This is a genomic window from Kitasatospora sp. NPDC051984, assembly GCF_044593455.1.
GTDB lineage: Bacteria > Actinomycetota > Actinomycetes > Streptomycetales > Streptomycetaceae > Kitasatospora.
The window spans coordinates 20,767-41,089 of record NZ_JBIUCB010000024.1 but is presented as its reverse complement, the minus strand read 5'-3'; the positions used below and the strand labels follow the sequence as shown (position 1 = coordinate 41,089).

Below are 20,323 nucleotides of genomic sequence, written 5' to 3'. Positions count from 1 at the left end.
CGTCAGGAGACCCAGGGGTCCTCCAGCACCGGGATGCACGGTGACAGGTGGGTGTCCTCGTGCACGCTCACCTGCCCCCGCACCATCCGGTGCACCTCCTCGATGGCCTCCACCAGCCGCCACAGGCGCGCCTGTTCCGCCGCGAAGTCCTCGTCGTCCTCCGCGTCGGCGCGTTCCCGGATGGTCACCCAGCCGTGGTACTCGAACATGCCCGGCAGCCTACCCGGCGCCCATCGGCCGCAGCGCCGAGCCGAGAATCACGGGCCCGATGTCGGACGGGAGTTCGCGCACGGCGCACGCGACCGCCTCCGCCGCGGTGGTGAAGCGTCCGAGGTTGGGCGCGAGAATCCCGGTGCCCACCCCGAAATCACCGTCGCCGTTCGCCGACACGACGGGGCCGACCGCCGCCATCAGGGGCCCGGTGGTGGTGGAGAAGCGCAGTCCCCAGTGGCTGGTGAAGGGATACAGGGCCCGCAGCACCGGCTCCGTGTAGGCGGCCTCGATCAACTGCCGGTACGAATCGGCCCAGGAGTACTCCATCGCGGCCGCCTCCGCGCGCTTGAACTGCCACTGGGACTCCACCACCTGATCAACCGTGGCGTCGGCGGGGTTCGGTGAGTCGTTCACGTCCCTCATCGTCCCAGATCGCCGTCAGGGCGGTTCGGTGCCGGCCGCGCGCAGCTTCTGCTGGATCAGCGCGGTGAGCCGGCGCCACCCCGGCCGGTCGTCCTCGCCGTGGTGGGTGAGCAGGTCGTGGCGGGTGACGGCGTCGTCGTGGTGCTGAAGGCCGGTCAGGGTGGGCAGCAGGGACGGGTCGGCGAGGAAGTGCTGGGCCATCTCCTCGGCGAGGTCCTCGATCCGGGGGTCGTCGGCCGCCCAACTCCCGGCGCTCCAGGTGAGTTTGATCAGGGCGACGTGCCGGGGGTCGTCCAGGCCGTGCTCGATCTGCGCAAGATAGTCCTCGAAGCCCTCCGGCATCAGTGCCCGGACCAGGATCAGGCCCTCGCGCGCGATGGCCATGTCCTGGGCGGAGAAACCGAATCCAGGCATCCGGTCGAGAATGGCGCAGGCCCGGTCGGGCAGCAGCACCCGGTCGCCGGTGGCGAGGCGGCGCAGCGTGGCGCGGCGGGCGGTCAGTTCCTCGACCCGCCGGGTGAGGTTCTCCTCGACCTGGTCGAGCGCGGTCGCGAATTCCTCGCCCTCGGCGTCCAGGATCGGCCCGATCTCGGCCAGTGGCACGCCCGCCCCGGCCAGGGTGCGGACCTGGACCAGGCGCAGCAGTTCGGCGGTGCCGTAGCGCCGGTAGCCGGAGCTGTCGCGGCGGGGTTCGGCGACGAGACCGGTGCGGTGGTAGACCCGAACGGCCTTCACCGTGATGCCGGCGAACGCGGCGGCCTGGCCGATGGTGATCCCGTCCGTCATCCCGCCTGCCGATCCGCCTGCCGATCCGCCTGCCGACCCGCCTACCGACCCGCCTGCCACTCCGCCTGTCATCCCGTCAGAAAACCTCACTGCAAGCTGTCCTGTCCAACCTCCCGAACCGCGGTGGCGATGGCCCGGAAGTCCTTGCGCACGATGGTGGTGTGCTTGCTCGGGACGGTGGCGCTGACCTGCACGTGCGGGTTGCGGGCGAGGATCGGGTCGAGGGTGGCGCGCATCGCGGCGAGCCCTTCCGCGGTGCCGCCGAGGCTGGCGCCGGTGGCGACCAGGAAACGCATGGGAAAGGTCACTCGGTCGAACACCGGGTCACTGTCGGCGACGATCTCGTTCAGTTCGATGTTGATCTCGGCGTGCTGTTCGGCGGACATTCGCGCGGCCATCCCCAGCGGCCGGACCAGCGGCATGATCCAGCCGAACTTCCGGAACATGGTGCGGATCTGCTCGCGGCCGGCCTCCCGGCCGCCCTCGACGGTGGCGAGGTAGTCCCAGGGGTAGCCGCCGTCGACCATCACCACGCCGGCGGTCCGGTCCGGGTTGCGGGTGCTCCAGTGCAGGGCCAGCGCGGCGCCGTAGGACCAGCCGACCAGCAGCGGCCGCTGCACCCCGGTGGCGTCCAGGACGGCGTCGATGTCGCGCAGGCAGGCGGCGAACGAGTAGTCGGCCGACTGCTTCGAGCGGCCGCGGGCCCGTTCGTCGAAGGTGATGTGACGGTGGCCGTCGCCGAGTTCGGCGATGACGTGCCGCCAGTTCCGCTGCGTGGCGTAGGAGCCGTTGAGGTAGAGCACGGGCTGCCCGGGGCCGCCGGTGTCGGTGACGGCGAGCGCCGTGTCCTCCACCGGGACCAGCCCGGACCAGGCAGCGTTGCGGGTCTTCGTGTTCGCGTTCTTCGTCATGCCCTCCAGCGTGGGGCTTGACCTTGGGTCAAGGTCAAGCCGCTTCCGCTCACCACTCGGCGACCACCGGCGCCCCGGGTTCGTGGTGCTGCCAGGCCGCGTCGAGCCGGACGAGCCGGGCGGGGGCGGCGACGCCGCACAGGCCGGCGACCTTGCCGTCGCGCAGTTCCAGTACCACGGCGCCCTTGACCCGGCCGTCGACCACGGCGACGACCGCCGGGGCACCGTTGACCTGCGCGATGTGCAGCGCGGAGATGCCGCCCGCCAGCCGTCGTTTGGCGGGGGTGGACCGGAAGCCGGCCCGCAGGCCGGCGGCGATCTGTTCGCGGCTGGTGAGCCGCAGCAGCCGCTTGGCCAGGCCCGCGCCGTCCGAGACCGCGGTGGCGTCGGCGGTGAGCATCGCCACCAACTGGTCGACCCGCCCGGAGGTGGCGGCGATCAGGAACTCCTCGGCCACCCGCCTCGCGGACGCCGGATCCGTCTCGGGGCCGCCGCGCCGCTCGGCGGCCACCCGCCGGCGCGCCCGGTGGACGTGCTGCTGGCTCGCGGACTCGCTGATGTCGAGGATCCCGGCGATCTCGGCGTGCGGGTAGGCGAACGCCTCGCGCAGCACGTACGCGGCGCGTTCGACGGGCGCGAGGCGCTGCATCACGGTCAGCACGGCCAGCGACACCGACTCGCGCTGCTCGAAGGTGTCGGCGGGGCCGAGCATCGGGTCGCCCTGGAGCAGCGGTTCGGGGAGCAGGTCGCCGGCGGCCCGCTCGTACCGGGCGTGGGCCGAACGGAGTTGGTCGAGGCAGAGGTTGGTGACGACCTTGGTCAGCCATGCCTCGGGCACCTCGATCCGGTCGCGGTCGGCGGCCTGCCAGCGCAGGAAGGCGTCCTGCACGGCGTCCTCCGCGTCGCCGGCCGAACCGAGCAGACGGTACGCGAGCGAGGCCAGCCGGCTCCGGCTGGCCTCGAAGCGGTCGATGGCGGCGCTGTCCATGCACAACAACTTAGGCGGCGCTCCGCGTGCGGGTCTGCTGGGGGGTCTGTGCGGGGCTCTTCACCGGAACTGCCGTCAGGTGGCGCCTGCGCCTGGGCATGCCGTAGGTCGGGTGCGCGATGGTCCACGCGGAGGCCTTGAGCACGCTCGTCTTGAACCGCACGGCGGTCCGGCCGCCCAGGTACCAGGACTTGGAGCGTTCGGCGCCGTCCACCATCTGCACGAGCGCGTCCCGCTGCCCGAGGCTGATGTGGTTGCCGAAGTACTTCAGCGCGGAGACCGGGGTCTCCCGGCCCGTCAGGCGGGCGATGATGGCGGCGGTGGCCTGGGTGGCGGTGAGGCCGGCCGAGGCACAGGACATCGGCAGCGGACGACCGTTGACGCCGATCGCGTGGGCGCTGTCCCCGGCGACGTAGACGTCCGGGTGCGAGACGGAGCGCATGCTGCGGTCGACCAGGATCCGGCCGTCCGCAGCGAGCTCCAGGCCGCTGGCGGCCGTCAGCGGGTTCACGGCGAACCCGGCGGCCCAGACCGTCACTTCGGCGAGCACGGCGCGGCCGTCGGCGGCGAGCGCCCGGCCCGGCTCGACGGCTTCGATGGCGGTGTGCTCGTGGACGGTGATGCCGAGCCGGGCGAAGGACGCCCGCAGGTAGCGGCGGGCCTTCGGGGAGAGCCAGGCGCCGAGTTCGCCCCGGGCGGCGAGCGCGACCGCCAGGTCGGGGCGGGCCTCGGCGATCTCGGCGGCGGTCTCGATGCCGGTCAGCCCCTCCCCCACCACCAGCACGGTGCCTCCCGCGCCCAGCTCGGCCAGCCGGTCGCGCAGCCGCAGCGCCGAGGGCAGGCCGGTGACGTCGAACGCATGCTCCGCCACGCCGGGGACGTCGTGCCGGTCCACCGCGCTGCCGAGCGCGAACAGCAGCGTGTCGTAGGCGAGTTCGGCGTCGCCGTCCGCGTCGCTGACGGCGACGGTCCGGCGCTCGGGGTCGAGCCCGGTGACGCGGGCCACCCGCACCCGCACCCCGGTGCCCGCGAACATGTCGGCGAGCGGGCGGAATTCGACCTTGTGCCCGCTGGCGAGCTGGTGCAGCCGCATCCGCTCGACGAAGTCGGGGGCGGCGTTGACGACGGTGATCTCGATGTCCTCGGCGTTCAGCCGGCGGGCCAGGTTCCCGGCGGCGAAGGCTCCGGCGTAGCCGGCGCCGAGGACGACGATGCGGTGCCTCATGAGGGTGCTCCTGTCTGGTTCGCGTGCCCTCTGAACGGGACGGCGCACCGATTGCTGACAGCCCTCGGATGTGAGCTGGGTCACCACGAACTCCGCTGCCCCCGGCCGGTGTTGGTAACGGCCCAACTGGCCGGCAGCGTCAGCGCGTCCGCGGCGGCGCCGTGCGCGGACGCGCTGTACACGACCACGGCGAGCCCCTCCAGGAGTTCCATCCTCTCGTGGTCGAGTTCGAGTTCGCCGACCACCGGGTGCCGGAAGCGTTTGACGCCCTTGCGGTGGACGTGCACGTCGCGGCCGCCCCACAGGGTGCGGAACTCCTCGCTGTGGGTGGACAGTTCGCCGATCAGCCGGGTCAGCTCCGGGTCGTACGGGTTCTTGCCCGCCGCGACCCGCAGCACGCCCACCGCGTCGTGCGCGACGCGTTCCCAGTCGGCGTAGAACCGGCGGGCGGCGGGCGTGAGGAAGGCGAACCGGGCGCTGTTCGCGCCGCTGGTGGGGTCGTCGAACATCGGGGCGAACAGGGCCCGGCCGAGCGGGTTGGCCGCCAAGGTGTCCAGCCGATCGCTCGTCACGAACGCCGGCAGGTTCGGCATCCCCTCGATGATCCGCAGCGCACTCGGCCGCACCGTCGGCTCAGCATCGGGCCGCCGTGCGCGGGACCCCGGCCCGGCGGCCCGCGCCAGGTCGTACAGGTGCATGCGTTCGGTATCGTCCAGGCGCAGCGCCCGGGCGACGGCGTCCAGGATGCTGTCCGACACACCCTTGAGGTTGCCGCGCTCCAGCCGGGTGCAGTACTCGACGCTGACGCCCGCGAGCATCGCGACCTCGCCGCGCCGCAGCCCCGCCACCCGTCGCAGTCCGTGCACCGGCAGCCCCGCCTGCGGGCGTGATCCGGTCGCGGCGGGAGCGCAGGAACGCGGCGGCCTCTTCCCGGTTGTCCATGCCCGCCAGCCTAGGCAGGCCGCGCCAGTCGCCCTGCGCTGGCTGCTCCAGCACGGCATCCCGCTGGTCGCCAAGAGCACCGACCCCGGGCGGCTGCGCCGGAACATCGCCGTGTTCGACTTCGAGCTGTCCCCCGACGAGCTCGCCGCCATCGCCCAACTCGACTGCCACCAGCCGGGGTTGGGATTCACCCACCAGGACCCTCGGATGCCCGAACTCCTCCTGAAGTACGCGTGACCCTGTTGGGCGCTCAGTGCGGCCAGTCCGGGGCGGGATCCTCGTCGAGCAGCGGCCTGATCGCGCCCAGGACGGCGCCGATGCAGATGTCGCGCAGCTCGGCGCGGGTGCAGTGCGGCTCGATCAGCCAGTCCACGCACAGGACTTGAACGAACACCAGCCAGCTCTTCAGTACGCCCGACACGGCCTCCCTGGTCCGGTCGCCGGCGGGCGGGAGCGCACTCAGCAGGCGCTCGCGCAGCGCGTCGAGCTCGTCGGCGATGATCGTCTGGACCAGCCGGTCACCGGCCAGCACCCGGTTCGCCGCGAGCACGGTGTTGCGGTTCTCCGCGAAGTACTCGATGTGCGCGTCCAGGCCCTCGGCGAGCTGCTCGACCAGGGAGTCGGCGGGGTCGAACCGGGTCTTGGCGAGCAACTGCTCGGCGACCTGCCGGTAGAGGGCCGCGAACAGGTCTCGCTTGCTCGGGAAGTGCCGGTAGAGCAGCGCCCGGGACACCCCCGCGCGCTCGGCGACGTCCTCCATCAGCACCTCGTCGTACGTGTGCGCAGCGAAGAACTGGGCAGCGACAGCGAGGAGTTGGGCTCGGCGGTCGGCGGGGCTGAGGCGCTGGCGAGGAGGCACCCGGCCATCCTACTTGACACGTGTCTACTAGCGGCGCGTAGCCTGCTGCTCCTGGTTGACGCGTGTCTACTAACAGGGGGTCGGCGCTGTCATGACCAAGGACAAGGCACTGCACGCACTCATGCTCACCATGGGCTACGGCTGCGTGGCGATCGGGCTCTTCCACGTCCTGCTCGGCAACTCCGCGATCCCCGGCGAGAGTTCGGCCGGCCCGACCATCGACAGCCTCGGCCGGTTCTTCGGCGCGATCTTCGCCGGCTACGGCGTCGCCTGGATCCAGGCCGCCCGCCGGTCACCGATCCGCACCACCGCCGTCCGCCGGCTGGCCGGCATCCTGTTCCTCGGCGGCCTCGGACGAATCCTCTCGCTCGCCGTACACGGCTGGCCGCACTGGTTCCAGGTCGCCCTGGGCATCGTCGAACTGGCCCTGCCGCCGCTGTTCCTCTGGCTGGCCCGCACCGACTCCGAGCAGTAGGCGCACGATCAACTGCCGGCCAGGGAGCAGCAGTCCGACCGGTGGAGAACGCGGGCCAGGGCAGACTCTGTGGTGTCCCACTCCTCCCGCCGGCCCCGGAGTCGAGCACCAGCGGTTCGTCCGCCACCTCGGCGATCCAGTCCGACAGCATGCGCGCGGCCTGCCGCCCCTCACCGGGGCACCGCCCGCCCCGTCACCTGAACGCCCGCGGACCCGTCCGCTCGTAAACGGCCCCGCCCGGGATGTACCAGCCCGCCTTCTTCCGCACAGCCGGACTCGGATCCTGCCGGTGCGACACCTGCAGAGCGGCAACAGCCCGGGCATCGGCACGGGCGAACTTGCCGACCAACTCGGCGGCCCGCGGCCGCACCTGCGGGTCGGGGTCGGAAGCCAGGTGCCGCAACGCAGGTTCGAGCACCCGGTCCGCACCCGGCGCGCACGCGTCGTCCTTGCACCGGTCGCACGCGAGAGCATGGAACGCGGCGATCCTGACCCGGGCGTCCGGATCGTCGGCCATCGTGATCAGCTGCCCCATCGACTCCGTGTCGACCAGGTGGTCCAGCAACCGGCAGCAGCCCTCCCGGACAGCCGCACTCTCATGGGACAGGCCGGCCCTGATGACACCCACCGCATCCCCCTTGCGCCGCAACAGCTCCCAGTACGCCGCCACGGCACGCTGCGGGTCGCCCAAGTACGCGACGAGGGCTTCGTTGTCGGTCCTCACGAATCCGAGCATGACCTCAGTGTCGAACCGTCCGACACCCCCCGACAACCGAATTCCCCCACGCCCACCCCCCACCGCCGAAGGCCGAGGCGCCCCCTTCCACCCCGGCCCGCCGACCTCAGTGCCCGGCGTGATGCACGAACACGTAAGTCTCCCGGTCCAGTTCACTCACCTCGACACAGAACGCGGCCGGCACCCGAACATGCGACCGCAGCAAATCCGTCACCCGCACCGACAGTTCACTACGCGCCGCGACACTGCGCCCGCCCAGAATCTTGATCTCCACCAGCACCACCGCCTCCCCCGACGCCCCGTCCCCGACCAGATGCGAAACCGCCGGCCGCACCAGCGTCTTGCAGTCACCCGTCGCCGTGTCGATCACCTCAGGAATCAGCTGATGAACCTCCTTCGCAAACGCCGTGGCGTCGAACTCGAGCCCCGGCGAGTGATCGATCAGGATCTGCGGCATGACAAACACCCTCCCGGACGCACAACGCCCCGGGACCCTCCCGGCACGACGGCGCCCATGGTCAGCTGACTCTACTGACCCGCCAACCCACCCGACCCGACGCAGCCGCCCCTCCCCCCGCGCGCCGATGTCGGACCACGCTGACATGCTCGGGCGTCATGCGCACTCAGCGCTTCTGGAACTCGATCGAGGATGCCCGCAGCCAGGTCCCCGATCCCGCCGACGGAGACGCGGTCGCCGCGATGGCCGTCGCCATGCTCCCCACCCGCTCCCCACCCCGACCGCGCGCCCGAGGCACGCTCCCAGACGCCACCGACACCGGCCGCGCTCCACCTCCTCGGCCTCCGCGCTGCGGTTCGGCCCCGCATCCGCCCGCTCGACCACCGTAGGTACCTCACCGCGCGACCGCCTAATGTTCTCCCGAAGGAGACGACCCCTTCCATCGAACACGGAACGCGATCCACCCCCAACCCGACGGAGGCTCCATGCACTTGGTCTCAAGTGGCAGGCACCACGCCACGTTCGACTTCGGCAACCTGCGGGTGGTCTCGCTGCGGGACGGGTACATCGACATGCCGCCGACCCGCCTCCGCGACGAGGACGGGCGCACGCTCGACGTGCTGCCGGCCGCCGTCCCGCTGGTCGGCGAGAACCTGCGGCTGTCGGTCAACGCCTTCTTCGTCACCGACGGCACCCGGTCGGTCCTCATCGACACCGGCGCGTCCAACGTCTGGCACGACCCCACCATGGGCTTGATCTACGACGCGCTCGACGAGGCGGGAGTCGAGCGCGCGCGGATCACCGATGTGGCCATCACCCACCGGCACGAGGACCACGTCAGCGGCCTGATCACGCCGGACGGTTCGGAGGCGTTCACCGGACTCGAACGCGTCTGGATCGGCGCGGGCGACACCTCGGTCTTCACGGGGCGCCTCGCGCCGATCCGCGACCGGGTCGTCCCCGTCACGGAGAAGGTCGCGATCAACGACTGGACCACCGCGATCCCGACACCGGGCCACACTCCCGGCCACACCGTCTACGAGATGAGGAGCAGCGCCGGCCACCTTCTCGTCTGGGGCGACACCGTCCACGTCCCCACGCTCCAGTTCGACCAGCCGAAGGTGTCCTGGGAGTTCGACGGCAACCAGCCCCAGGCCCGCACCGCACGCGCGGCCCTCCTCGAACAACTCACCCGCCCCCACCACTTCGTGGCCGGCGCCCACCTCGACTCCCCCGGCATCGCCCGCGTCACCCCCGCCGGCGACGGCTATGCCCTGGAATACCTCGCCCCACCGATCGGCTGACCGATCCCGGCCTCGAGCCACTCCGTGAGGATCAGCGCACGTCGCCGGGGCTTTCGAGGACCAGGGTGGTCTCGTTGACACGACGAAAGCGGCCGTCCGAGGCGAACTCGCCGAAGAGGTGGACCTCCATGAGGAGGGTGGAGCCGTCCTTCATCGAGATCGTGGCGGTGTGACGGTCGGCGTACTGGTCGCCGTCGAAGAGCTCCTGGTGCACCTCGATCACCCCGGAGGCCACGCTCGCACGGAGGTGGGCGATGTGGGCGAGAAAGGCTTCCCGGTCAAGGGAGTTGCCGTCGGTGCGCTGGACGTAGTCGGGCGTGATGTGACGCTCGGCGGCCTCGTTCAGGTCGAGGTCCGGGGAGAAGACGAGGTCGTTGAGGGCGGCACGGATGTCGGTGCGAGGCATGGATGCGCTCCCTGGGTAGAACGGCGGCGGTGGCCGCGTACGTGACGAAGGACTACCGGACGGCAGACCCGTAGGCACGACCAGGGCCGAAATGACCCCCGCCGCCACCACAACTTCCCTTATATCAAAGGAGTTTCATACACCGCGACGGTACGCCGACGGCCCGCCACCGAAAGGACGCCCACCCCTCGGCGCCACCGACTTCGCCGCGCAAGCTCCGCAGTCCCACACAGCAGCGATACCCACAAGGCATCAGCCCCGCAGAACAGGTCTTGGACACCGACCCACCCCCAGCGGTGCACTCGTCCACATGACCGAGCAAACGAAGACCGGCGACCCGCAGACCGCCCACACCGTCTCGGTGGTGACCCCCGGCGAAGGCGAGACGATCGTTCTGGGCACCACCCGCATGCGCATCCTGGAGGACGGCAGCCACACCGGCCACCGCCTCGCAATCGCCGAGTCCGTCCTCGCCCCGCACACCCAGGGACCGCCGCAGCACCGCCACGCCCTACACGACGAGGGCTTCTACATCCTGGCCGGCACCGTACGGTTCACCGTCGGGGACGCGGACTACGACGCCACCCCGGGCACCCTCGTGATGGTCCCGCCCGGCACCCCGCACACCTTCGCCAACCCGACCGACCAACCCGCCGTCCTGCTCAGCACCTTCACCCCCGACCTGTACGTGCAGTACTTCCGGGACCTCCAGCAAGTCCTCACCGACGGCCGCCCGTTGACGCCACAGGCCAACATCGACGCAATGAGCCACTACGCGACCGAGCCCGCCACCGACCACGCCTGAACCCCCGGCCCGGCCTCGTCCGGCACGCGACACAACCGACGGGTCCCGCGTGAACCGGCGGCCCAACCGGCCTGATCCTCCCCCCAACTGACCGACACCGCCCTCTCCCTGGCCCCGGCCGCGGCCACCGGCTCCGTCCTCCTCCAAACCGGCGCAATCACCGAAGGCCGTCGCGGCGAAGCCACTCCAAGGTCCCGAGCGCGTCATCGCCCCCACGGCCCGCTCCGGAAAGGACTCGTCCAGCGCCCGACGCCACTGCTCCACCGGAATCCCGAGCGGGGCCGCACTGCGGGCCGCATGTTCGTCCCAGATCCCGCTGGGCGTGCTCGGGGTCAGCGTGCCGAAGAAGTCGAAGATCACAGCGGAGAAGGACATGGCTGGAACACCATCGGCCTCGCCGATCCGACATCTGCGGAATCGATCTTCAGCGGAGGACCGATAGCCTGCGCCCGTGAAGGTCTACCCCCTGTGGCACATCGGCCACCAGAACGAAGCCGGCCCGAACGGCGAAACGATTCACGTCAACGACACGATCGTGTTCCTCGACGAGCTGGACGGCGACGACGTCAAGCTGCTCGGCATCTACTCCTCCGAGGCCGAAGCCGAAGCACGAATCCGCCGCGCGCGCCTTCAATCAGGCTTCGCCAACGAGCCGGACTGCTTCCAGGTCGGGGAGTACGACCTCGACGAGGACCACTGGACCGAGGGCTTCGTCCGCGTGCCGGCCCAGCCCCTCGAGTAAACGCTCCTACCGAGCCGGGCCATTGACACACCGTCCAAGTACCTCACAAACCCTGCTCGGCCCAACAGTTGCCGCCGCATGGACAGACACCGAGCAGGCCGGGCCTACCTCACCGGCCGACCGACCGCCGCTGAACAGCTCACGGACCACACCGAGCCGACTCACCTCAGCTCGTCCAGCAGCCGCTGCTCCTCCGCAGCGGTGAGCCCCTCCTCGTCGACGGCCGGTCCACCGCGGGCGGTGTCCCAGGCGAGTGTGTCGGCAACGGTCTCGGCGAGCGGACGGTACATCAGGCCGGCGGCCAGGGCGCGGGAGATGTCCACCCGGTTGATCGCCACGCACTCGGGGGCGCCGATCCACATCGGGACGCCCATCCATGGGTTGACGCCGGCTTTCAGCAGCTTCTCGCTGCTGACCCAGACCGGCTCCGCACCGGGGTTCACCAGTACCCGGCAGACGGCGAAGAACTCACCGAACGACAGGGTGCGACCGGTGACGTTGTAGATGCCGGCGAAGAACCCACCGAACGACAGGGTGCGACCGGTGACGTTGTAGATGCCGCCGCGCTGTGCTGCGATGCACCCCAGGATCCACGCCGCGACATCGCGGACATCGATGAACTGGGCCGCGTCGGCCGGGTCGCCCGGCAGCAGCACCGTGCCGCCGCGCTGGAAGCGCCGCGGCCAGTAGGGGAAGCGGTCGGTCGGGTCGTGCGGCCCGACGATCATGCCGGGGCGGACAATGCTGGCACGCTCGCCGTATGCGCCCAGCACGATCCGCTCGCAGGCGGCTTTGCGTGCGCCGTAGAGCTGGTGTGGCGGCAGATCCTCGCCGAGGACGAGCAGATTTCCGTCCTCGTTCTGCACGGTCGCCTGATCGACAAGGACCGACAGGGAGGAGACGAAGACGTACCGGTCCACGCGCTCACCCAGGGCGGTGACCGAGCGGCGGACCACCTCGGGCTCGTAGCCTGCGACATCGACCACGGCATCCCAGCGGCGGTCACCGAGCGCGGACAGGTCGGTGGTGCGGTCGCCAATGATGGTCTCGACCTCGGGGAAGACCTCGGGCGCGGTCCGGCCGCGGTTGAACAGCGTCACCTGGTGCCCCTCGGCCAGTGCGGCCTCGGCAAGGGTGCGACCCACGAAACGCGTGCCACCCAGCACGAGCAGGCTCAGCGGGCGGGGGGTCATGCTCTGCATTGTTGACGAACTCCTGAACCCCGACTCTCCACCGAGTTCCTGCAAATCCGTGACCACTCCGGCCAGTTGACCCCCGCGCCTATGATGCTGATCATCCGCCGGGAGGGATTCGAGCAGAGGTACGGCGGACTCCGCTACCAAGTCCGAAGCAGCTGCACCATCGAGGGCGAACGCCACGAGACGCTCCGCGACTGGCACTACGACCTGGGCCAAGGCATGTGGGCCGGCCCCGCCAACGGCTGGTACTTCGACTGGTTCGGGGAGTACGTGTCCTCCCCGGTCCGCTACCTGGTGCACACGGACGGCCGGGTCGGAGTAACCGACGGAGGCGGAACGTTCCTCGAAGTCGCCCCGTCCATCCCGGCACTCATCGAATCCCACGCCCTCACCGACACGCTCGCGACCTGGGACCGCGTCGCCACCAATGTCGACAGCTTCGCACTCGCCCAGCATCTCGACGGCCTCACCGACATCCCCGAAGCATCAGGCCGCACCGTCCGATGGCGACTGTCCGACAACGTCGCGGTCCAGGAGTTCCGGATCTGGAGCAGCGACGCACCGCGCCGCTGGTGTGCCTTCCTCTGGAGCCGAGGCGAATCCGGCCGCCGCCAGGTCGAAGCGGCCACCGCCCGAGCAGCGACCACACAGCGGGCTCCGGCAGCTACTTGACCCGTTGCCGACACCATCCCCGGCGTTCCGCCGCCATACCAACGAACGAACTGACCCACCGGACGCGAGCATCGAACTCGGCACAGGATCCAGGCCGGTCCCGGCTCGGTCCGAGCCTCCGCCGTCATGGCGCCGGGCCGTCCTGTCAGCAACTGCTGCAACGCTGTCCCCATGGCACTCCCCGGCTCCCGTACGAAGACGACAGATGTCTGGCTGCTACCGGAGGACGAGGCCCTGGTCGGGCAGCGGATCGGGGAGCTCCTGCCGGGTGCTGGATGGCTTTGCAGCCAACCGGGCCCACTGGGCCTGCACCAGGTACATGTGCACTCGACGGTCCAGGAGGCTCTGTGCTGCGGCGGCGTTCAGGCCTTTCTGGCCCTGCCAGGAGGGGCTGCCGCCCCCACGGCTGTCCAGGACTTGACCGGCCACGCGAACGGTCCTGGGCTGCCGCGCGCTGCGGTGGTTCAACTGCTGTGCTCACGGCGCAGGCCGAGTCACCGCGGCGAGGCGTTCGAGGCCGGTCGCCTCGCCGTGCGCTGGTTCGAACCCGAGGTTGGGCCCGAGATGCACCAACTCCTGACCGAACAGACACGCACCGTCTGGCAGGCTCTGCGGTCAGGCACCCGGCCGGCCGTGGTCGCGACCGCGGACGGCCGAAGGATCTCCGGCATGCGCATCGGCCACGCAGCCCACGCGCTCGCAGCCGACACGGGCATCCAGCTCACCCGCGGAGGGTCCCAGCGTCTGCACCTGGTCACCGCGCCCTCCGGCCCCGGCCAACCGTCAACCGCGAACAGCTAGCGGGTCAGCCCGCGGCAACGGCCCTGTCCGGCCTGCGTGAAAGACTGCGACGCATGTCTCTCGCCGACCTCACCTTCGACCAGTGGCGGTCGTTCGACCTCTCGACCGCCCGCCAAATCGCGCAGCAGGCAGCTGATCTGGCCGGCGGCCGCGTGATTGCCGTCGAAACCGGCGAACATCTCGGCTCCCGAATGCAGCGCGTCCTGATCAACCGGAACGCACAGGAATTCGCCCTGATACCCGGCGGCCCAGTAACGCTCGGATTCGACCTCGACACCTGGCGACCGACGCCCGAACAGGCCGCCGACTACCAGGAGAGCCTGGAGCAGGGCTTCGGCAACGACCCCGACCTCCGGGCCCACCTCGCCCAACTGCTCAGCCCGCGCCGACGCGTCAACCTGGCGACGGTACTCATGGCCGTCGAGGACGAGAACCTGACCGAGCCACCCACCGACATGCCCGCCGTCCTCGCGGCCCGCGGCCTGCGAATGCCGAGCTCCGACGAGTGGGAACACGCCTGCGGAGCCGGCGCCAGCACCCTGTTCCGCTGGGGCAACGACTGCCCCCTCGACCGCATCCCCTACGACGATCACACCGGCCCCCAGCACCAACCGAACGCCCTGGGCCTCCGCATTGCCCACGACACGTACCGCACCGAACTGACCAGCGACCTCACCGCAGTACACGGCGGCGACGGCGGCGAGTCGGCCTGCGGCGGCTACGGCCACCTCCTCGGATGGCTCCCGCTGGCCACGGCCAACCGCAACCCCTTCTACGCCGAGTTCGTGTACGGGCCCGACGGCGAAGACATGTACGAGGAGTTCTCCACCCGACCGGTATTCGAACTCTGACCCGCCACCACCCACCACGGCACTCACGATCCTCGCACCAGCCGTGACCACGCACAGTCAGACCAGGCCGGCACCGATGCGGCCCTCAAGCGGCCGTCCGGGACCCGACCCCAGACCCCGAACCCACCCGAGAACGCGGTCATCATGGCGTTCGCAGGCAAGTTGGGCGATCGCCGGGATCAGGCTCCCACGAACCCCCCGCATCGTCTTCCCTCTCCAACCTGGACCGTCCAGCCCACCGGACACACCGTGCTGCGCTCAACCATCAACCGCTCCTCGGCAACCCGGAGCAGGCCTTCCCCCGATCCGTCCGCCATGTGCTGACACCGACCGATCTCGGCAACCGAACCAAGGGTTCGGGCACGAAGCTCCGGCCGCCCGGTCGCCGCAAATCCGAAGCAGGAACGGCGCCAATGCTCCCACCGCGATCGTTCCGCCCTGCTGGTGAAGACTCGTCCAGAGCCGCCACAAAGCCCCACCGGCAGCTTCGGCGTCCCCGGACACGAGCGTGGCGAGCAGGCCGCGGATCTCCTCGCACGGGCCATCGAAGTGCCGGAACCGCCACCAGGGAACCTCGTCGTACCTGAGCCCGTCCCTGGCCTCCCCCGGGCTCGCGCCCACGGCCGTCCGTACGTCGCCGTCCGTGCCGCCCCACCGTTCCAGCCGGCCGGCCAACAGCCATCAGGCCGGCAGCGGCCCACTCCCTACGAGGCAGGCATCCGCATCCGCAGCCGCATCCGCATCCGCATCCGCATCCGCCGAGAAGCATGCGCCTCGCGCGCACACGCTGTGCGCACTGCGCCTGACCAGCGACATAGTGGGAAGAAACCGTCAAATAAGGACGAAAGAACCGCAAATGCCGGGCCGATCCACAAGTAGGCGCCTGTGGACGAGGCTCCGATAAGGTGAGTTGATCTCCGAACTCGTACGCATGGGGGGCGTAGCAATGACGACCGAGGTGACGCCCGAACTGGCCGAGGCGATCCAGCGTGGCTATGACCAACGCGACCGGGCGAACATGGCGCCGACGATCGCCTACTTCCAGGCGCTGCTTGCCGAACACCCGGACCACCCGGTCCTCGTGTACGAGGTGGGCGGCGCCTACGACACCGCGGGCGAGGAGGAGACCGCCCGCGGCTACTACGAGCGCGCGCTCGCCCTCGGCCTCGACGGCGACGTCCTGCGCCGGTGCCTGTGCCAGTACGCCAGCACCCTGAGGTGGCTGGGCAAGTTGGACGAGTCGCTGGCGGTGCTCGACCGCGCCCGCAGGGAGTTCCCCGACTCCGACTCCGTCCGCGTCTTCCGCGCTCTGACCCTCAACGATGCCCAGCGACCGGACGAGGCGGTCGCCGAGTTGCTCACCGTCGTCACCGGGCATGCCGAGGTCACCGACCTCGGGCGGTGGGCGGTCGGGCTCCGCGGCCTCGCCCAGTGGCTCGCCGACGGCCGCCCCGAATAGGAAGCATCTGCCCTGTAAAAGGCCGGCGCAGGGGAATCGGCACGTGGTGACCTTGACTGATGCGCGCATCCGCGACCAGCGTGCACACCGCAGTGTTCGCCGTGGGACCGGCTCTCTGCCGCGATGAGCGGCTGGGGCGAGGGCTCCTCTCGCACCCTAATCCTGGAAGCTCTAGGAGTAGATCATCCCGCTCGGCCACAAAGGCAGCTGCCACCAGCGCATCGGCGCCTCCCTACGGCAGAAGCGGACCTCGCCGCAGCCCGTGACCGCCCAGCCGCCGTCGTCCTGGACCGTCACCAGCTGGATTCTCCGGCGACCCACGGCACTGTCCGAGGCAGAACAGCTCCAGTTCAAGACCGTCCTGGCCCACTGCCCACAGCTCAACGCCCTGACCCGGCACGTCCGCACCTTCGCCGTCATACTCGCCGAGCACCAGGGCGAGCGTCTCCCGGAACGGCTCGACGCGTTCCGCCGGGACGACCTGCCCAACCGGCACACACTCGCTGCTGGAATCGACCGAGCCCGGGCCGCCGTCATCGCAGGCCTCACCCTTCTCTGGAACTCCGGCGTCATCGAAAAGCACGTCAACCGGATCAAGATGCTCAAGCGCCAACGGTTCGGCCGAGCCGACTTCCCTCTCCTCCGCAAGCGCGTCCTGCTCTACTCACAGGACATCGCGTTCTGATGGCATCCCTGTACTTCGCCGAGCAGACCAGGCTCAGGCCGCCATGAATCGGCCCAGCTCGCGCGCCCTGTGCTGAAGGGCGGCCATCCAAGCCGCCTCAGCGGAACCCGGGGCCGCCGGCACCTGAACATCCTTGAGGCCGCCGTCCTCGGCGGAGCCTGCTGACTGCCAGTTCACCTCGATGCCTGCCCTTTCCGCCAGGACCAGCATCGTGACGACGAAGCCCTCGGAGGGGGCAGCCATGACTTCGTAGGTCGTTCTCCGGTGCCACGCGAGCAGGGCGTCGCCGAACTCCTTGAACGCATCGGGGTCGATCTGCCACTCGTCAGCCCGCATCGGCCCGATGCCGGACTGCAGCCCCATTTCCGTCTGGTAGACGCTCACTTGACTTATGAACAGCCGGGAGGCCCCGTTGGACGGGTTCCGCACGGTCTCCTCGCCTATGCCGTAGCACTGGCTCAATGCAGCCCCTCCTTGCTGGTCATACCGGCCAGCATCGCGAGCGCATGACCTTTCGGTGAGTCAGCCCTCCAGGAAAGTGAGCCAGAACCACTTCGCATGAACGAAGCCAGCATCAAGCCAACAAGACACACTCGCGCAGAACTTCGAAGCCACCGTGCCGCAGCGCCCGCAGGTGCTGACCGACCGACTTGGCGCAGGTCCGACACAGCAGTCCATCCCCGCCGGTCCGGTTACCTCCCGGATCTCACCGCAGCCGGAGCAGGTTCCCTCGCAATCCGGCTTCCGGGACCGGCAGTTCGTTCGGGTCCCAGCCCCGCCAGCATCCCAACCTACGACCGGCTACGCGTATCACGCCACATCTTGAATCGCACCGACCAACGCCAGCCCACGACAACACGGGTGACCCGCCGACCCCACGTGACCTGTGTGCCGGCCAGCCCGGTCACCGGCAGGGGCCAACCGCATGAACCGCGCACCGCAGCAACCATGTCCGCCTCCACCACAACCGCCCGGACTCCCAACCTCCCCTTACGCCGACCGGGCACCCCACCGATGAGCGATGAGCCCATGAGGATTGCCGCAGAGAAGATCGAAAAACATGGCCCCGCTATGTCGCCGGCGGCAGGCATACTGGCGCAATGTCCGACCATCGCCCGTCCGATGCCATCGAACCGCCGGACCCGTTCGAAGGTCTGGTCCTGGACGAGGAGTTCGTCCGCTCCGCCACCGTGACCGAGCCGTCCGCGCGGGCCCGGATGCTGGCGGAACGCTGGCGTCATGAGCCGTCGGTCGACCCGGGTGGCCGCCACTGGTCGCCGGGCGGGTCGCGACCGTCCCGGCGCAGTCGGCGGTCCCGGCGGGCAAGACAGGCCCAAGCTCCCTACCACACCCGGCGATTGGGGCGGCTGCGACGGTTCCGCTCGCTCAGCCGGGGTGAGCAGTGGACGGTGGTGCTCGGGCTGCTGATCGTCCTGCTGGTGGTGGGCGGGGTGCTGTTCGAACCGCAGCGCGCCCACACCCCGCAGCTGGCCCGCCCGGCAGGAGGGCCGGGCAGCCCGTCGCCCTCGCAGGACCGTGCGCTGCCGGGCGGTGGGGTGTTCGTCGGCAGCCGGTGCGGGACTCGCGGCTACCACCGTTTCCCGGCCGCGCCCGCCTCGCTCAGCGTCGACGGGTTGTCAGGTCCGGCGTTGCTGCTGGCCGCCCACGGTTACCGACACCTCGGCACCGACCGGCCCGGCGAGTTCACCTTCGACCTGCGGCTCAGCTCGGGCTCCGCGACGCCGATGGTGCTGTCCGGACCGCTCGGCCCGGAGGGCGTGGCGGTGGAGATCGAGGGACCGAACGGTCTGGTGGCCGGCGCGTACGGACTGCCCGCGACAGTCGAGGGCGCGCCGCACACCTCCGACGGCCGCGGCTGGCTGATCTCCGACTACGGCGCGGTCGCGCACGTCGTGCTGCCAGCGGCGGCGCTCTGCCCGGGCGTCGACGCGCAGGCCCTGGCGACCGGGCTGGCAGTGCGCACCGACGGCGGCAACACCATCACCGGCCCAGCGCCGTACACCGTCACGATGTCGCTGGCCGACCCGGAGGTGGGCGAGCTGCGGCGCACCCTCGGGGTGCTGACCCGGGGCGAGGTCCTGGCGGTCACCAACCAGATCCCGGCGCGCGCAACCAGCCCGATCTGATCCTGTCGCGAACCATCTTCCTGAGGCTGCCCCAATCTCCCCAAACCTTCCGGGGGTTGGCCGCCGGACAGCGGTGGGGATAACCCCACCTCGAACCCTCGTGCCCCCTCCATGGCGAGTGACCTGCGGTTTTCCTAGCGTTGGTGAGGCCCCGGCAGAGAGAACCACTGGGGCCCCATCTCCGAGGAAGGCTTCACCATGTCGCCCCGCCTGCGCCGTTCCCAGCCCGGCCGGCCCGCCCATTCCGCCACGCCGGACGCTGCCGCCGCACCGGGGTCGCCCTGGCCCAGCCATGCCGCGCCCACGTCCACGCCCGGCCTGCCCACGCCCGGCCTGCCCGTAAACGGACGGCCCATGGACGGACGGCCCATGGACGGACGGCCCACCGGCGGGCAGCCGGCGAGCGGGCAGGCCACGGGCGGACGGCCCGTCGACGGGACGCCGGCGGTCGAACTGCGCGGCGTGCGCCGGGTCTACGGTCGCGGCGCCGGGGCGGTGCATGCCCTCGGCGGGATCGACCTGGCCCTCCCCGCAGGCAGCTTCACGGCCGTGATGGGCCCGTCCGGCTCCGGCAAGAGCACCTTCCTGCAGTGCGCCGCCGGCCTCGACCGGCCCGATGCGGGGCAGGTGCTGCTGGCCGGGAGCCCGATCAGCTCGCTCGGGGAGGACGCGCTGACCAAGCTCCGGCGCAGCAGGATCGGCTTCGTCTTCCAGGCGTTCAACCTCCTTCCGTCGCTGACGGTCCTGCAGAACGTGCTGCTCCCGCAGCGCCTGGCCGGCCGCCGACCGGACAAGGCCCGGGCCCACGAACTGCTCGCCCGGGTCGGCCTGGGCGAACATGCCGCCCGCCGCCCCGGTCAGCTCTCGGGCGGCCAGCAGCAGCGCGTCGCCCTGGCCCGGGCGCTGATCACCCGGCCCGACGTGATCTTCGCCGACGAACCCACCGGGGCGCTCGACACGCGCAGCGCGCACGAGGTCCTCGGCCTGCTGCGCAACGCGGTGGACGGCCTCGGCGCCACAGTGGTGCTGGTCACGCACGATCCGGTCGCCGCGTCCTTCGCCGACCGCGCGGTCTTCCTGGCCGGCGGTCTCCTCGCGGGCGAACTCCACCGGCCCGATCCGCGCACGGTCTCCGAGCACATGCTCACCCTCTCCGCCCAGCCTGCCGGTACTCGCGCATGAACCCGCGCCGTCCCCGCTCACGCCCCGGAGTCGGCCGCGCAGCCGACGGACCGGC

At 70.6% G+C, this 20,323-nt stretch carries 25 protein-coding genes; 11 read left to right on the top strand and 14 right to left on the bottom strand.

The window, feature by feature from the left end; translation table 11 throughout:
- Positions 1-2 precede the first annotated feature (2 nt).
- The 7 genes from ACIHEI_RS31245 to ACIHEI_RS31215 form a co-directional block, all read right to left on the bottom strand.
- A complete protein-coding gene (locus ACIHEI_RS31245) occupies positions 3-209 on the bottom strand; it encodes an Imm7 family immunity protein (protein ID WP_396609082.1) in 207 nt (68 codons plus the stop codon).
- Between the two features lie 10 nt (positions 210-219).
- A complete protein-coding gene (locus tag ACIHEI_RS31240) occupies positions 220-627 on the bottom strand; it encodes a DUF6193 family natural product biosynthesis protein (protein WP_396609081.1) in 408 nt (135 codons plus the stop codon).
- Between the two features lie 24 nt (positions 628-651).
- Positions 652-1,422, bottom strand: a complete 771-nt coding sequence (locus ACIHEI_RS31235) for a MerR family transcriptional regulator (RefSeq protein WP_396609080.1) — start codon at positions 1,420-1,422, stop codon at positions 652-654.
- Between the two features lie 86 nt (positions 1,423-1,508).
- A complete protein-coding gene (locus ACIHEI_RS31230; RefSeq protein WP_396609079.1) occupies positions 1,509-2,333 on the bottom strand; it encodes an alpha/beta fold hydrolase in 825 nt (274 codons plus the stop codon).
- Positions 2,334-2,382: 49 nt separating this feature from the next.
- Positions 2,383-3,321: a sigma-70 family RNA polymerase sigma factor gene (locus ACIHEI_RS31225; protein ID WP_396609078.1), complete on the bottom strand. Its 939-nt coding sequence runs from the start codon at positions 3,319-3,321 to the stop codon at positions 2,383-2,385.
- A gap of 10 nt (positions 3,322-3,331) precedes the next feature.
- Complete coding sequence (locus ACIHEI_RS31220; RefSeq protein ID WP_396609077.1) at positions 3,332-4,546, bottom strand: NAD(P)/FAD-dependent oxidoreductase; 1,215 nt, start codon at positions 4,544-4,546, stop codon at positions 3,332-3,334.
- 80 nt (positions 4,547-4,626) lie between these two features.
- On the bottom strand, positions 4,627-5,364 hold the full coding sequence (locus ACIHEI_RS31215; protein WP_396609076.1) for a transcriptional regulator: 738 nt from the start codon (positions 5,362-5,364) through the stop codon (positions 4,627-4,629).
- On the opposite strand from ACIHEI_RS31215, the gene ACIHEI_RS31210 reads away from it, so the two are divergent.
- Positions 5,315-5,725, top strand: a complete 411-nt coding sequence (locus ACIHEI_RS31210; protein ID WP_396609075.1) for an aldo/keto reductase — start codon at positions 5,315-5,317, stop codon at positions 5,723-5,725. The two genes, ACIHEI_RS31215 and ACIHEI_RS31210, sit on opposite strands and share 50 nt — an antisense overlap.
- A 13-nt stretch (positions 5,726-5,738) precedes the next feature.
- Here ACIHEI_RS31210 and ACIHEI_RS31205 read toward each other — a convergent pair whose 3' ends face one another.
- A complete protein-coding gene (locus ACIHEI_RS31205; RefSeq protein ID WP_387641473.1) occupies positions 5,739-6,347 on the bottom strand; it encodes a TetR/AcrR family transcriptional regulator in 609 nt (202 codons plus the stop codon).
- 91 nt (positions 6,348-6,438) lie between these two features.
- Between ACIHEI_RS31205 and ACIHEI_RS31200 the strand changes: the two genes are divergently transcribed.
- Positions 6,439-6,822 (top strand): DUF4345 domain-containing protein, encoded by a 384-nt coding sequence (locus ACIHEI_RS31200; protein WP_396609074.1) that lies wholly within the window; start codon positions 6,439-6,441, stop codon positions 6,820-6,822.
- 193 nt (positions 6,823-7,015) lie between these two features.
- Here the strand turns inward: ACIHEI_RS31200 and ACIHEI_RS31195 are convergent, their stop codons facing one another.
- Together ACIHEI_RS31195 and ACIHEI_RS31190 are read right to left on the bottom strand one after the other, a co-directional pair.
- Positions 7,016-7,558, bottom strand: coding sequence for a HEAT repeat domain-containing protein (locus ACIHEI_RS31195; protein WP_396609073.1), 543 nt, complete (start codon positions 7,556-7,558; stop codon positions 7,016-7,018).
- 106 nt (positions 7,559-7,664) lie between these two features.
- A complete protein-coding gene (locus ACIHEI_RS31190; RefSeq protein ID WP_387641464.1) occupies positions 7,665-8,015 on the bottom strand; it encodes a 5-carboxymethyl-2-hydroxymuconate Delta-isomerase in 351 nt (116 codons plus the stop codon).
- A gap of 485 nt (positions 8,016-8,500) precedes the next feature.
- Here ACIHEI_RS31190 and ACIHEI_RS31185 point away from each other — a divergent pair, with 485 nt between their 5' ends.
- A complete protein-coding gene (locus ACIHEI_RS31185; protein ID WP_396609072.1) occupies positions 8,501-9,319 on the top strand; it encodes an MBL fold metallo-hydrolase in 819 nt (272 codons plus the stop codon).
- A gap of 31 nt (positions 9,320-9,350) precedes the next feature.
- Here the strand turns inward: ACIHEI_RS31185 and ACIHEI_RS31180 are convergent, their stop codons facing one another.
- Positions 9,351-9,725, bottom strand: coding sequence for a nuclear transport factor 2 family protein (locus tag ACIHEI_RS31180; RefSeq protein ID WP_396609071.1), 375 nt, complete (start codon positions 9,723-9,725; stop codon positions 9,351-9,353).
- A gap of 310 nt (positions 9,726-10,035) precedes the next feature.
- On the opposite strand from ACIHEI_RS31180, the gene ACIHEI_RS31175 reads away from it, so the two are divergent.
- Entirely contained in the window at positions 10,036-10,530 is a 495-nt protein-coding gene (locus tag ACIHEI_RS31175; protein WP_396609070.1) for a cupin domain-containing protein, read from the top strand.
- A 451-nt stretch (positions 10,531-10,981) separates the two neighbouring features.
- Positions 10,982-11,272, top strand: coding sequence for a hypothetical protein (locus tag ACIHEI_RS31170; RefSeq protein WP_396609069.1), 291 nt, complete (start codon positions 10,982-10,984; stop codon positions 11,270-11,272).
- A gap of 161 nt (positions 11,273-11,433) precedes the next feature.
- Here ACIHEI_RS31170 and ACIHEI_RS31165 read toward each other — a convergent pair whose 3' ends face one another.
- A complete protein-coding gene (locus ACIHEI_RS31165; RefSeq protein ID WP_396609068.1) occupies positions 11,434-12,465 on the bottom strand; it encodes an NAD-dependent epimerase/dehydratase family protein in 1,032 nt (343 codons plus the stop codon).
- A 90-nt stretch (positions 12,466-12,555) separates the two neighbouring features.
- Here ACIHEI_RS31165 and ACIHEI_RS31160 point away from each other — a divergent pair, with 90 nt between their 5' ends.
- Positions 12,556-13,143, top strand: a complete 588-nt coding sequence (locus ACIHEI_RS31160) for a hypothetical protein (protein ID WP_396609067.1) — start codon at positions 12,556-12,558, stop codon at positions 13,141-13,143.
- A 216-nt stretch (positions 13,144-13,359) separates the two neighbouring features.
- Here the strand turns inward: ACIHEI_RS31160 and ACIHEI_RS31155 are convergent, their stop codons facing one another.
- Positions 13,360-13,572 carry a hypothetical protein gene (locus ACIHEI_RS31155; RefSeq protein WP_396609066.1) on the bottom strand — a complete coding sequence of 71 codons (213 nt, stop codon included), beginning with the start codon at positions 13,570-13,572 and terminating at the stop codon, positions 13,360-13,362.
- Positions 13,573-13,997: 425 nt separating this feature from the next.
- Here ACIHEI_RS31155 and ACIHEI_RS31150 point away from each other — a divergent pair, with 425 nt between their 5' ends.
- The 3 genes from ACIHEI_RS31150 to ACIHEI_RS31140 all read left to right on the top strand — a co-directional run bounded on the left by ACIHEI_RS31150 (position 13,998) and on the right by ACIHEI_RS31140 (position 16,939).
- Positions 13,998-14,795: a hypothetical protein gene (locus tag ACIHEI_RS31150; protein ID WP_396609065.1), complete on the top strand. Its 798-nt coding sequence runs from the start codon at positions 13,998-14,000 to the stop codon at positions 14,793-14,795.
- 946 nt (positions 14,796-15,741) lie between these two features.
- A complete protein-coding gene (locus tag ACIHEI_RS31145) occupies positions 15,742-16,254 on the top strand; it encodes a tetratricopeptide repeat protein (protein WP_387641439.1) in 513 nt (170 codons plus the stop codon).
- Positions 16,255-16,516: 262 nt separating this feature from the next.
- Positions 16,517-16,939 carry a transposase gene (locus ACIHEI_RS31140; protein WP_396609064.1) on the top strand — a complete coding sequence of 141 codons (423 nt, stop codon included), beginning with the start codon at positions 16,517-16,519 and terminating at the stop codon, positions 16,937-16,939.
- A gap of 33 nt (positions 16,940-16,972) precedes the next feature.
- On the opposite strand, the gene ACIHEI_RS31135 is transcribed toward ACIHEI_RS31140, so the two are convergent.
- The gene (locus tag ACIHEI_RS31135; RefSeq protein ID WP_396609063.1) at positions 16,973-17,401 is read right to left on the bottom strand and encodes a DUF6086 family protein; all 429 of its coding nucleotides are present in this window, start codon (positions 17,399-17,401) and stop codon (positions 16,973-16,975) included.
- 638 nt (positions 17,402-18,039) lie between these two features.
- Between ACIHEI_RS31135 and ACIHEI_RS31130 the strand changes: the two genes are divergently transcribed.
- Both ACIHEI_RS31130 and ACIHEI_RS31125 read left to right on the top strand, forming a co-directional pair.
- The gene (locus tag ACIHEI_RS31130) at positions 18,040-19,086 is read left to right on the top strand and encodes a hypothetical protein (protein ID WP_396609062.1); all 1,047 of its coding nucleotides are present in this window, start codon (positions 18,040-18,042) and stop codon (positions 19,084-19,086) included.
- A gap of 354 nt (positions 19,087-19,440) precedes the next feature.
- Positions 19,441-20,268, top strand: a complete 828-nt coding sequence (locus tag ACIHEI_RS31125) for an ABC transporter ATP-binding protein (protein WP_396609061.1) — start codon at positions 19,441-19,443, stop codon at positions 20,266-20,268.
- The last annotated feature ends 55 nt before the right edge of the window (positions 20,269-20,323 follow it).